Origin of the sequence: Nannocystis sp., from assembly GCF_016714285.1 — a bacterium.
In the GTDB taxonomy this organism is placed as follows: domain Bacteria; phylum Myxococcota_A; class Polyangia; order Nannocystales; family Nannocystaceae; genus Nannocystis.
The window spans coordinates 1-12,047 of the sequence record NZ_JADJNN010000038.1 but is presented as its reverse complement, the minus strand read 5'-3'; the positions used below and the strand labels follow the sequence as shown (position 1 = coordinate 12,047).

9 protein-coding genes and 2 pseudogenes are annotated in these 12,047 nt (G+C 70.1%); 9 read left to right on the top strand and 2 right to left on the bottom strand.

Translation table 11 applies throughout. The features are described 5' to 3' along the window. Positions 1-279 precede the first annotated feature (279 nt). From IPJ59_RS33570 to IPJ59_RS33530, 9 genes and pseudogenes are all read left to right on the top strand, one after another. The gene (locus IPJ59_RS33570; protein WP_293246241.1) at positions 280-1,347 is read left to right on the top strand and encodes a polyprenyl synthetase family protein; all 1,068 of its coding nucleotides are present in this window, start codon (positions 280-282) and stop codon (positions 1,345-1,347) included. Positions 1,348-1,376: 29 nt separating this feature from the next. Further along, positions 1,377-2,240: a hypothetical protein gene (locus IPJ59_RS33565; protein WP_293246238.1), complete on the top strand. Its 864-nt coding sequence runs from the start codon at positions 1,377-1,379 to the stop codon at positions 2,238-2,240. 14 nt (positions 2,241-2,254) lie between these two features. Then, on the top strand, positions 2,255-2,611 hold the full coding sequence (locus tag IPJ59_RS33560; protein WP_293275388.1) for a hypothetical protein: 357 nt from the start codon (positions 2,255-2,257) through the stop codon (positions 2,609-2,611). Next, positions 2,608-2,907 (top strand): hypothetical protein, encoded by a 300-nt coding sequence (locus tag IPJ59_RS33555; protein WP_293246234.1) that lies wholly within the window; start codon positions 2,608-2,610, stop codon positions 2,905-2,907. Before IPJ59_RS33560 ends, IPJ59_RS33555 begins: the two co-directional genes overlap by 4 nt. After that, positions 2,904-3,950, top strand: coding sequence for a hypothetical protein (locus IPJ59_RS33550; RefSeq protein WP_293246232.1), 1,047 nt, complete (start codon positions 2,904-2,906; stop codon positions 3,948-3,950). Before IPJ59_RS33555 ends, IPJ59_RS33550 begins: the two co-directional genes overlap by 4 nt. Positions 3,951-3,952: 2 nt before the next feature. Next, on the top strand, positions 3,953-4,366 hold the full coding sequence (locus IPJ59_RS33545; protein WP_293246230.1) for a hypothetical protein: 414 nt from the start codon (positions 3,953-3,955) through the stop codon (positions 4,364-4,366). After that, a pseudogene (locus IPJ59_RS38470) lies at positions 4,363-4,461 on the top strand (FAD-dependent oxidoreductase); the annotation flags it as partial. The gene IPJ59_RS33545 and the pseudogene IPJ59_RS38470, both read left to right, overlap by 4 nt. Positions 4,462-6,680: 2,219 nt before the next feature. After that, positions 6,681-7,472 (top strand): hypothetical protein, encoded by a 792-nt coding sequence (locus tag IPJ59_RS33535; RefSeq protein WP_293275385.1) that lies wholly within the window; start codon positions 6,681-6,683, stop codon positions 7,470-7,472. A gap of 31 nt (positions 7,473-7,503) precedes the next feature. Beyond that, on the top strand, positions 7,504-7,995 hold the full coding sequence (locus IPJ59_RS33530; protein ID WP_293246226.1) for a hypothetical protein: 492 nt from the start codon (positions 7,504-7,506) through the stop codon (positions 7,993-7,995). Here IPJ59_RS33530 and IPJ59_RS33525 read toward each other — a convergent pair. Continuing rightward, positions 7,951-11,397, bottom strand: coding sequence for a serine/threonine-protein kinase (locus IPJ59_RS33525; RefSeq protein WP_293275384.1), 3,447 nt, complete (start codon positions 11,395-11,397; stop codon positions 7,951-7,953). The two genes, IPJ59_RS33530 and IPJ59_RS33525, sit on opposite strands and share 45 nt — an antisense overlap. Continuing rightward, positions 11,394-12,047 (bottom strand): annotated as a pseudogene (locus IPJ59_RS33520) (hypothetical protein); the annotation flags it as partial. The gene IPJ59_RS33525 and the pseudogene IPJ59_RS33520, both read right to left, overlap by 4 nt.

Here is a 12,047-nt window from a genome sequence, read left to right as displayed (position 1 = left end):
CAGGCCTGCACCGATTCGGCCGGGTGTCGCCGCGAGGCCGCGAGGCAGGCATCGCGGCCCCTGTCGAGGATCGTGGACACCGTGGGTGAGTGGCGTGTACGGACCGGGTCGGCGACGAGCTCGCGATCGCCCCTTATCGGCGAGGGCCGTCGAGGAATACACTCCCTGTCGAGAATCGCGGACAGGTAAGCCGCTGCATCGGCGCCTTGACAGGAGATCGGCCGACGTGCAGCATCGCCGGGTGATTGTCGACGTGGGGGCGGAGGTTTGAGCACCGCGGTGGATGGGTTGTCGTCGGCGGAGCTGTCCTCGTACCTCGAGGAGGTGCGCGGTTGGACGCTCGCCGAGATCGACCGCATCATCCCCCGCGGGACCCGCCACGACGACGAGCTGTATGCGCTGATGCGGGACTACCCGTTTCGCGAGGCGAAGGGCCTGCGTCCGGCTCTGTGCTTCGCGGTCTGCCGGGCGCTGGGCGGCGGCCACGAGGCGATGATGCCGACCGCGGCCGTGTTCGAGCTGTACCACAACGCGTTCCTGATCCACGACGACGTCGAGGACGGCTCGCTGCTGCGGCGCGACCGGCCGACCCTGCACCGTCAGCACGGCGTGCCGATCGCGGTCAACGTCGGCGACGCGATGCTGGCGCTGTGCCTGGGGCCGTTGCTCGACAACACGCGGACGCTCGGGGTGGGCAAGGCGCTGCGTCTGCTCGAGCTGGTCGCGCGGATGGCCCGCGAGTCCGCGGAGGGTCAGGCGATCGAGCTCGGCTGGATCCGCCGCGGCACCTGGTCGCTCGCGGACCGCGATTACTACCGGATGGTCCACAAGAAGACGACCTGGTACTCGTTCCTCGCGCCGATGCTGGCCGGTGCGATCGTCGCCGGCGCGACCCCGCAGCAACAGACGCGCATTCGCCTGCTCGCCAGCCTGATGGGGACGGCGTTTCAGATCCAGGACGACGTGCTCAACCTCGTCGCCGCCGAGCGGGCGTACGGCAAGGAGATCGCCGGCGACCTGTGGGAGGGCAAGCACACCCTGATGATCGTCGCGCTGATGCGGTCCGCCGACGAGGCCGACCGTGCGGCCGCGGCCGCGGTCCTGCGCAAGCGCCGGCCGGTCGACGACGGCGACACCGGACCCGACGTCAAGACCGAGGAGGAGGTCACCCGCCTCCGTGATCATCTGTTCAAATACGGGTGCGTGGATTATGCGAGGCGACGCGCCCAGCAGCGGGCCGACCGCGCCGCCCGGCTGTTCTCGGTGCTCCGCGGCGCCCTCGCGCCCTCGGTTCACCGCGACTTTCTCGCGGGGCTCATGCAATATCTCGTGACCCGTAACCACTAAGGTATTCGATGGATAGTCTCAAGACGTCGATGTCGAGGCAGCTGGAGAAGCTGCTGCAGGGTGGTGTGATGACGACGGAGCAGCTCCGCGAGTCGCTTGCGAGCTGGGTGCGCGAGCACAAGTTCCCCGCGCGGGTCGACGTCGCCGGGGAGGTCCTGGTGATCTCGGAGGTCGTCGAGCGCGGCGGGGAGGTGACGATCGACAGGTTCGAGCTCGATCCTCGCCTGGTCGGCGAGCGGCCGCGCGTGGCCCCGTCCGTGGCGAGCCGCGAGCGGGGCGCCCGCAAAGACGCCGAGGACGCGATCATCAGCGGCCTCGTCGACGCGCTCGAGCTGAAGCACAAGGCCACGCAGTACCGCGAGCAGGTCGCCGGCGAGTCCGGCCTCCTCTACGACCTCGTCAACATCGGCGCCCAGACCTTCCGCGAGCTGCTCAACCTCAACGCCCGCGCCAATCGCCGCCTGCTCGCCGCGCTGCGCACCGTCACGGGGACGGGGTCGTCCGCCGACGGGGTCCATGTCACCGCCGGCGGCAAGGGCGGGGCGATCGTCCACCTCGACCCGACCGCGGGCGCCGCGGTCGCGCTGGTCCTGGAGAACCACCGCAGCGGCGAGTTGGTGGTCACGCTGCCGCAAGAGGTCTCGCTCGTGCTCGCCGACGGCACCGGGGCCCAGACCCTCGGCCTGCGCTGCAAACCCGACCGCGCCGTGCTGCTGCGGGGTGAGCGTTGTGAGGTCGCGGTCAGCCTCGTGAGCACGCCACCAGAGGAGATGGCGACGGCGCAGACGTACCTCGGCGAGATGATGCTGGCGCTCGCGGGCGGAGGTGTCGCGCGCGTGCCCGTGGCGCTGCACGTACCTTTGCCGGCCGCGCCCAAACCGGAGGGGTCGTGACGGCGACGACGGTCGTGTTCCGCGACCCCGAGGATCCGCTCGGCATGGCGTTGCGGCGCCTGCAGCAGGCGATCCTGCTCCATCCGGTGGCCGCGCAGGCGCTGTTCCTCGCGTTCGTGCAGGAGGGCCGGGCGTACGCGCGGACCGAGGAGGGCCTGGCCTGGCAGACGCGGCTCGACGGATCGGAGCTGATGACCCGCTCGCGCGTGCTGTGGGACGCGCTCACGGTGCGCGCGCTCGAGGATAATCCCGACACTGTCCTGCCGACCGCGGTGCTCGAGGCGTTCGTCAAGGCGGCCTCGGAGGCCGGCATGGAGCGCCTGGCCGAGGCGCTGTTCCTCGGCAGCCCGCTGTTCGGAGGTGAAGGATGATCCTCGAGCGCCGACCGAACGACTTCCCCGGGCGCAACATGTTGCTGCAGATCACGCTGGGGCTGCTGTCGATGAACCGGACCCTCGACGAATTGTTGGCGCAGTACGCCCCGCCGCGCGACGAAGTCGCGGACGCGAAGCCAGAGCCCGCGCAGGTCGACGAGGGCGCGCTGTTCGTGCTCGGCCTCATCGCGTTCGCCCGGCGCCTGCAGACCGCGGTCGAGGCGGTCCCGCCACCGCTGCGGGTGGTCGACCCACAGGAGCCCTCCGGGCCGCTGAAGGGTCTGCTGCGATGATCGACGGAGCGACCGAGGCGACGCTCGAGCGGCTGATCGACCGCATCGACTATTTTCGCCGCTCGCCGGCCCGAGCCGGCGGCCGCGGCAGTTTTAAAGAGTGGATGCACTTCTGCGTGTACAGCGATTCGCTCGACCTGCTCGTCAACTTCAGCGAGGTCGACGACCCGCGCCGCGGCCCGGCGGGCAGCGTGGGCCGGATGACGGTGCTGGCGCGCACCGACCGCTGGCGCGGCGGCGTCGAGGAGATCGCCGGTGAGGCGCTGCGTGTCGAGGGCGGCAAGGTCGCGGCCCGTTTCGGCGACAGCTCGGTGCGCTTCGAGGGCGGTCGTTACCACGTGCGAGTCGCCCTCGCGGACCACTCGATCGCCGCCGAGCTGACGCTCCGCCCGATCACCACGCCCGCGCCGATCCACAACGTCTCGGTTGGCGACGGCCCGCCGATCCACTGGATCGTGATCCCGCGGCTGCTGACGAGCGGCACCGTCACCCTCAATGGCCGCGTGCATCACCTGCACGATGCCCCCGCCTACCACGATCACAATTGGGGGCACTTCGGGTGGGGCCGCGACTTCGCGTGGGAGTGGGGCTTCGGCCTACCGATCGACCCGAACCACCCGTGGAGCTTCGTGTTCGCCCGCCTCAGCAACCGCGGCCGCACGCGCACCCGCATGCAGACGCTGTTCCTGTGGCGCGGCGCCCACGCGGCCTGCGCCTTCCGCGACGCCCAGATCGAGGTGCGCCACCACGGCCTGCTCCGCGCCGCGCGCCTGCACAAGGTCCCGCCGGTGATGAGCCTGCTCAGCCCCGGCGGAGCCTGTGACGTCCCGGCCCGCATGGAGATATCGGCCCGCAACGGCGAAGATTCGGTGCACGTCGAATTCACGCCGTCGGACGTCGCGCAGGTCATCATCCCCAACGACGACGACCTCGGGGTAACTATCATCAATGAGGTCGCGGGGCGCTTCGCGCTCGACGCGGAGATCCGCGGCGAGCCGGTCCGGATCCGCTGCCCCAGCATCTTCGAATTTCTCGGTGACTGACAGTGACGCAAGGCCACTTCCATCGCCACCTCACCGCCGCCCTCGACGCCGTCCGCGCCGAGGTCCCTGACCTCTACAAGGCGTCGACCGCGGCGTTCGGAGGGCACGTGGTCGCCGCCGCGGTCGACGACGAACACCTCGCCCTCGTCCGCGCGGGCGAGGCCCTCCGCGTGGTCGCCGAGGCGGACGCCCCGACGGTGTTTGCCCGCACCTCGAACGCGGCGCTCTGCGAGATCCTCGCGGGCCGTCGCACGATCCTCGAGGCCCTCTGGGCCGATGAGCTCGAGCTGCGCGGCGGGCTCGCGGACCTCCTGGCCCTCGAGCGAGCGCTGCACCTGTTCGTCCAAGGCGCCGTCCGGGCGCCGTCGTTGCCGGGGATTCTTTCGTCGTATCACCGACCAGTGAGGGTGTCATGACTGGATTTCGAGTCGCTGTCATCGGAGGCGGAGTTTCGGGCCTCACCGCCGCGCACGAACTGGCCGAGCGCGGATTTCAAGTCTGGGTCTTCGAGGGCGAGCACGACGCCCTTCGCCGGGCGAATGTCGGGTACAAGACTCGCGCGGCGGACGACCCGGCCTTCGCGGGCGTCGCGGCCAGCGCTCGCCAGCCGCTGGTCGGTGGGCTCGCCGCGACCCAGTGGTATCGCATCCCGAAGGCGTGGAGTCCTGTGGAGGAAGTGCGACCTCCGTTCCAGCGGCTGGATCTGGCGGCGTCGGTCAACCTGGCGAAACCCGAGGACTGGTGGTCGCCTGTGTTCGAGCAGCGTGACCGCGAATGCTTGGCTTCGGAGGCTGGTGATGCGAGAGTCCGCTTTCAGCTCGACGACGGTGAGCTCACCGCGTTCGCGGAGATGCGGATAGGACGCCTAGCGAAGCGGCTAAGCGATCTCCTCTTGACGGAGGAGGCGGACGCCACGCTGGAGATCCAGTGCGTGGCATTTGTAGGCGAGTCGGTCGGGCTCGCAGCGCAACGTGGACACCAGATCCTCCTCGAGCTGCTCACCGCGTGTCATCGCCGCGGCCTGGAGGCCTCGCTTCCGGAGGACGGGTCGCGGACCAGTGTGTGTGTGCGTGTCCCGCGAGCTACGAATGGTCGGGTCTTTCACGTCAACATCGTCCAGGCGTTCGTGAATCCCATAGTGATCACGGAGGCGAAGGAGCGTCACGTAAAACTCCGGTTGAGTTCGGCGAGTGGAGCGACGATCTCCGAGGTGTCCTGGGAGTCTCCGCGGCCGAAGGATGTAGAGCATGAACTTTCCCAGTGGGAGGGACGCTGGCCAATGCTGTCCTTCACAGAGGGGTCGGTCCAGATCTCAAAGTTCGCGGAGTGGAGGATCGCGGAAATAGCGAAGCGCCTCAAGGAGCTGCTCGCACGGGTCACGACGGACGAGTATCTCGTGATCGGCGGCGTCATCGCGGCGCGTGAGGTCAAAGACAAGATCGCGGACCCCTTCACGGATGTCGACGACCTGGCGCTTCGGCGAGCCGAGGCGGTCGCCGAGGTGTTGAAGCGGGTGTGCGGGGACCTTGTGTGGGAGAGTGCCGGTCTGGTGGCCTTCGATCTCAAGGCCCGTGACAAGTCGGTGTATCCACGTGCGTGTGGCTGGGCTCGGAGCGCTGCATGCGACCGAGGCTGCCCGCCCGGCGTCGACACAGCAGTACGTCGAGATCCGGCTGCTCGATCGCCTGCTCCCTGGCGAACACGGGTACCGATTCTTCCCGTCGTTCTATCATCATACCTTCGACACGATGAAGCGGATCCCCCAGCTCGTGCCTGGCAAGCGGGACACGTTCATGACCGGGTTCGCACTCGACATTTCCCGCGATTTCCCGACGCGCGGGTTTCGCGAAAATTGGGAGCCGACGGCGCTGACGGTGTTCGACAACCTGCGGTCCGTCGACCTCCACGCCCTCGACAGCGGTGCGGAGGGGCCGATCCGTCCGATCGAGCGCTTCAATACTCGCTTCGCGGGCTGCTCAAGATGCTCGATACGTTCCAGGAGCACGCGGACGTGCCGCTTCGGGATATCATCCTCGGTCAGCTCAAGGTCGTGCGTTATGCGACATCGTGCGCCGCGAGGCGCGACAGCTACGAGGCTCAGACCTGGTCGCAGTTCACAGAGTCTCACCTCGGGGGTCTGGAGTATCAGCGATTGCTCGACCACTGGCCGCAGGCGCTGGTGGGCTTGCAGGCTAGCCGGGCCGACGCTCGCACGACGGGGACGGTGTTGCTGCAATTGCTGCTCGATCAGGTCCGGAGCTCGGGCTATCGCGACGGCACGCTCAACGCGCCGACGTCGGAGTCCTGGCTCGACCCGTGGAAGCGCTACCTCGAGCACGAGCGCGGCGTGGAGTTCGTGTGCGCGAAGATCGATGAGTTTCGGTTCATCAAGGATCAGCGGGGTATCGAGCTCATCAACGTAGCGGGGGCAGGCTGTGACGGCGAGACGGTGATCGACCGCAACGCGATCGCCGCGGACTACGACTATGTCGTGATCGCCACTTCGGTGGACGTGACGGCGAAGCTCGGCCGGGCGCTGCGCGTCCGCCTCGAGATTGATCGGCCCGATCTGCTCGCAGACTTCGAGAGAAGTCGCCGTTTCACGGGGTCAAGGCGCTGCTGCCGAGCGGGTTCAAGTATCAGGACGCCGGTGGTTCGGAGGACCCGTTCGAGCACTTCTCCGGGATCCAATTCTTCCTCAACACGGATTATGCGCCGCTGCGTGGGCACGTGTACTACCCCAATTCTCCGTGGCGGCTGAGCTCGGTGTCACAGTCGCAGTTCCGCCTCGACCGCCCCGACCAACTCGATGGTTACACCGGCGTTATATCGGTGGTGATCGGCGCGTTCGACGAGCGTGGTCATAACAACAAGACCGCGTGGGGGAGCACGGCGGATGAGATCGCCAAGGAGGTGTGGGATCAGATCACGAAGTCGCTGCAACGATCTTCGGATGGCGCACCTCCGCCCCCGCAATTCTACGCGATCGACAAGAACCTCCTCTTCGAGGGGCCTGGCGGGACGTTGAGCTCCAACCGGACGCCGTTCCTGGTCAATTCAGCGGATCGGGTGGGCGCCTTCCCGGAGCGGCCAGGGGCCTACGGGGTGCATATGAGGCACTTCGTGTTCGCGGGGACATATCTCCAGACCAGGACGCGGCTGGTGACGATGGAGGCGGCCAACGAATCGGCCAGGCACGCGGTGAACGCGATCATTCGGCACGGGCGCGCCGCTTCGGGTCCGAATACCGGTCAGTTGTGCCCCATCTTCGATCCCGAGGAGCGTGAGCCCGACGAACTCCAGCTGCTACACCGGATCGACGCCGAGCTGCTGGCCCGGGGCCTGCCGCATTGGATGGACATCCTCGTGGTCGAGCCGCAGGCGCTGGCCCTGCTGGATCGCGGGGATGGAGCGCGAGGACAGAGCGTGATGGGCGCGCTCATCAGCGTCCTGGAGGAGGCCGGAGGGCTCGGCGGCGAGCTGCTGCGTCTCATTCGTTTGCAGATTGTTGGTGGTGTTTGATGGGTGCCTGAAACCACAAAGGGAGGATGAAATGCCGGTAAATATCGAGTTGGGAGAAGGCGAGAAGATCAAGGTCAATGGCCATGAGATGACTCTCTCGGAGTTTCGCTATGCGTGGGTGTCCGCCTCGGGGCACGGGAGCTGCCAGCAAGACTACGGGGGCGAGAGATGCGGGAAGCCTCTCGTGTTTGCTGGCGAAGACCGGGTCTGGCGGTGCACCCGCGGTCATGCGTCGATTCCGGTCGATAAAGACGAGATCAGTGTGTTCCTGGCAGGGGTGGATTGGAGGACGATTCTGAACGAGGCGACCCTCGGCGAATTTCTCTCGAAGATCAACGTCGTGCGCAACACGCTGCAGGCCCTCGAGAATGTGGCCGTTGTTGGCCTCGGTGTCGGGCCACCCATCGAGGCCGGGGCGGCCGCTGGCGATGTGCTCGTGTTGGATCGGGACGTGAACAAAGTTCGCTTGAACGAGGCGCTAGCCAAGGGCGGCGGTGGATTCATGGGGGGCGGGCAGGAGTGACAGCTCGGCGCGTGTGAGCAGGGCGGCGGCCGCGGTGCGGGCTTTTTGGGTCTGTTCGCGGTCGCCGGTGAGGGCGACGCGGCTCGCGTGGAGGTCGGCGGCGAGGGCTGGGCCGGCGGCGATGGTGGCTTTGCGGAGGGTGGCGAGGCTGCGGCCGAGCGCTTGTTCGTGGCGTTTGCGGAGCTTGGGGGTCGGGTGTTCGGCGAGCAGGCCGACGAGGGTGCGGCCGCGGAGGTGGTGGAGGAGGCAGCGGGCCACCTCGACGGCGAAGATCTGGCCGGCGGTCAGGGCGGGCCACAGGCGCTCGATGGCGGCCCAGGCGTCGGCGTAATGGGCCTCGTGGAGCTCGGTGCGCAGCTTGAGCAGCGTGTAGTAGTACGTCTCGATGGATGGCCCGAGGGACAGGTCGGCCTCGGCCTCGGCGAGCGCGCGGCGGGCCTGGGTCGGTTCGTCGCGGAGCAGCAGGTAGCTGCCGGCGTCGCCGAGGCGGAGGTGGTTGACGGCGAAGCGGTCGCCGCGGTCCTGGGCGGCGGCGAGGGCGGCGGGGACGCGGGCGGACAGGGCGGCGGTGTCGCCGAGGTGGAACAGGGCGGAACAGGCGTGGACCTCCATGACCGCGAGGTCCCAGGCGCGGCCGGGCAGCTCGCGGCGGACGAGGGCGCAGAAGGCGTCGCAGTCGGCGACGACCTCGCGCCAGCGGCCGCGGTTCCACGCGACGAGGGCGCGGAAGCTGTGCTGACCGGCGTGCATTTCGGCGGGGTCGCCTTGGCGGACGAGTTCGCCGAGGCGGCGCATGAGGGTGTCGGCGCGGCGGGACAGGCGGCCGCCGAGGGCCGCGGAGAAGGCGGCCTCGCTGCCGAGGGTGCGCACGAGCTGGAGGCGGTTGCCGTGCTCGAGGGCCTCGAGCACGAGCTGGCCGAGCAGGCAGAACGAGAACGGGAAGCGCGACAGGGACAGGCTGTTGGCGGCCTTCCACATCAGCTCCTGGCGGGCCTGGGCGGCGGGGGCGAGGCTGCTGGCGTCGGTGATCGGTGTGTGGAGGCCGCGCCACCACAGGCGGACGCGGCGGGCGAGGCCGATGAGCATGGCGGCGGCGGGTCGACGAGGCAGGGAGATCTTGCGGCGGCGCAGGAGGCGGCGGAACACCAGCTCGCCCTCCTCTGTGCGGCCGTGGCGGACCATCTCCTCGGCGGCCTCGGCCCACAGGACGTCGGCGAGGTCGCTGCTGTCCTTTGGGTCAGCCAGTGAGGCTGCCTCACGGAACGACTCGGCGGCGCGGGCCCCGATGCCGGCGTCGCGCCATGATTGGCCCTGGAGCCGGTAGAGCTCGACGCGGCGCGGGCCGGCGGCGCCGGCGTCGAGGCCCTTCTGCAGCAGGATCGCGGCACGGTCGAAGGCCAGGCGGGCGCGGGCCTGCTGGGCGGCGTCGACGGCGACGTCGATGGCGCGGGCGTTGCGACCGGCGCCGAGCAGGTGGCCGAGCAGCAGCTCGAGGTCGGCGCGCGGGGCCTGCTCGATCGCGTCGGCGAGGTCGCCGTGGAGCGCGGACGTCTCGGCGGGCGCGAGCGCGGCGAGCAGGGCTCCGCGGAGCTGGTGGTGGTACACGCCGAGTCGATGCTCGTCGCCGGGGAAGCCGGCGAGGACGCTGCTGCGCTCGAGCGCGAGGGCGGTGAGGAACCCGTCCTCGGCCAGACCGGCGGCGGCGAGGGCAACGGCGCGGGGTAGGGGACGGCCGGCGAGGGCGGTGAGCTGGGCGAGGCGGCGTTCATCGGGGGTCAGGCTGGCGAGGCGGGCGTGCAGCAGCGCGGCCGGGTCGCTGGCGTCGAGGCGCGGGCCGAACGTGCGGAGCGCCTGGACGAGCTCGCGGCCGACGAATGGCGAGCCGTGGGCGCGGCGGGCCATGTCGAGGGCGGTGGCCTCGTCGACGCCGCCGGTATGGTGAAGCAGGCTGGCGATCTCGGCGTCGGCGAGCGGGCCGAGGGCGAGGTCGACGCGGCTGGCGAGGGTCCAGTCGCGCAGGGCCTCGGCGAGGGCGCCGCGCTCCTCGCCGTCGCGGTAGACGAGGAGGACGAGGGCGCGGGCGCCGTCGGCTTCGGCGAGCAGCTCGCGCAGGATCTCGCTGCTCTCGCGGTCGCCCCACTGGGCGTCGTCGATCGTCAGGACCAGCGCGACCTGCGAGCCGAGCCAGCGCAAGAGGCGGCGCAGGTCGAAGATCGCCTGGCGGCGCAGCTCGGTCGGCAGCAGGGTAGGCGCCTCGGACAGCGCGGCGGCGTCGTCGGCGAGCACCGGAAACAGTCGGGCCGCCGCGCCGACCGCAGGCGCGCTGCTCCGCGTCGCGTCGAGCGCGGGCGAGCGGAGCAGGCGCGCGAGCTCGTCGACCAGCGGGTCGAGCGCGGCCAGCGGGAGATGTTCGGTGTAGTGGCACGAGCCGCGCAGCACCGCGACGTCGCCGCGGCCTTGCAGCTCGCCGAGGAAGCACTCGACGAGGCGCGACTTGCCGGCGCCCGACGGGCCGCTCAGGGTCACGAGGCAGCCGGCGCCCGCGTGGACGCGGACCAGCGCGTCGCGCAGGGCAGCGAGCTCGGCGGTGCGACCGACGAAGGGGACCGCGAGCGGCGCGGGCGGGCGGGCCCCCGCGCCCGGGAAGCTGGTCCGCAGGGCGGCGTCGGTCGGGCGCGCCGCGGCCTCGACGGCCAGGAGGTCGTGGACCGCGGCGGCGAGCCACGGCCACACGCGCGGGGCGAGCTCGACGTCGGCGCGGACGCGGGTGAACCGCTGGTGGACGTCGTCGCGGGGCCACGGCAGGCGCCCGGCGATCGCCTCGTAGAGCAGCGCGCCGACGCTAAACCAGTCCGACGCGAGCGTGGTCTGGCCCCACAGCGCCTCGGGGGCCATGTACTCGAGCGTGCCGGACGTCGCGTGGTCGGGCTGCCTCGTCGACATCGCCAGCCCGAAGTCGAGGACGACGACGCGGCCGCGGCTGTCGACCAGCAGGTTGCCGGGCTTGAGGTCGCGGTGGACGATGCCCGCGTCGTGGGTGGCCGCGACGCCGTGGACGAGCTGGGTCAGCAGGCTGCGCGCGGTGACCTCGTCGCCGGCGGCGACGGCCGCGTGGAACGCCGCGCCGAACGGTCGCCTGCCCTCGATAACCTCCATCGTGAAGAACCCGCCGTCGTCGTGGACGAACAGCTCGTAGAGGGTGACGAGGTTCGGGTGGTCGAGGCCCTTGCGGATGCGAAACTCGGCCTTGAGGGTGGCGAGCTCCGCCGGGTCGCGCGCGGGGAACATCTTTAGGGCCACCGGGCGGCGCAGGTGACGGTCGGTCGCCATGTGGACGACGCCGGAGGCGCCGCGGCCGAGCGAGTCCCCGAGTTCGAATCGTTCGACGAGGACGACGCTCATGGCCAGGCGACGAGCCGGTCGAACACGACGCGGGAGAACGGCGGCGCGACCCGCGGGAGCAGCCGGTCGCGCAGCGCCGCGAGAGGCCGCGACTTCGGCAGCGAGGTGACCGCCATCTGGTGCGCGAGGCTGGTGATCCAGTCGACGCGCGCGCGGCGGGTCCGCTCGTACGCGGCGAGCCCCGGGCGTACGCCGAGCTGCTTGATACTGTCGCCGAGCACGACCGCGTCCTCGAGCGTGAGGCAGGCGCCCTGCCCGAGCTCCGGGGTCATCGGGTGCGCTGACTCGCCGAGCAGGCCGATGCCGCCGCGGACCCAGCGACCCGCGAGCGGTCGGTCGTGCAGGCGGAAGGGCCGAATTTTTTCTTGGTCATGGTGGCGGAGCAGCTCCGTCACCGGCGTGGGTGCGCCGACGAACCCCTCGGCGAGCGACTCGCCGAACACGCAGGTCGCCATCCACGACACGTCGTCGCCGAGCCGGGTGGCGATGAAGCGGGCGCGCTCGCTCTGGCAGGCGAACGCCCGGCCGGGCGCCAGCAGCTGGCCCGGGCCGCACAGCCACGCGGGTAGATCGCCGACGGAGATGCGGTCGCAGGTCATCTGCTGACCGAGGTCGTGCGGCGCCTCGGCACCGTTGAGGTGCTCGCGAAC

Coding starts and splice junctions, on each gene's coding strand:
- IPJ59_RS33530 (WP_293246226.1), top strand. CDS start 7,504: ATGCCGGTAAATATCGAGTTGGGAGAAGGCGAGAAGATCAAGGTCAAT.
- IPJ59_RS33550 (WP_293246232.1), top strand. CDS start 2,904: ATGATCGACGGAGCGACCGAGGCGACGCTCGAGCGGCTGATCGACCGC.
- IPJ59_RS33525 (WP_293275384.1), bottom strand. CDS start 11,397: ATGAGCGTCGTCCTCGTCGAACGATTCGAACTCGGGGACTCGCTCGGC.
- IPJ59_RS33565 (WP_293246238.1), top strand. CDS start 1,377: ATGTCGAGGCAGCTGGAGAAGCTGCTGCAGGGTGGTGTGATGACGACG.
- IPJ59_RS33555 (WP_293246234.1), top strand. CDS start 2,608: ATGATCCTCGAGCGCCGACCGAACGACTTCCCCGGGCGCAACATGTTG.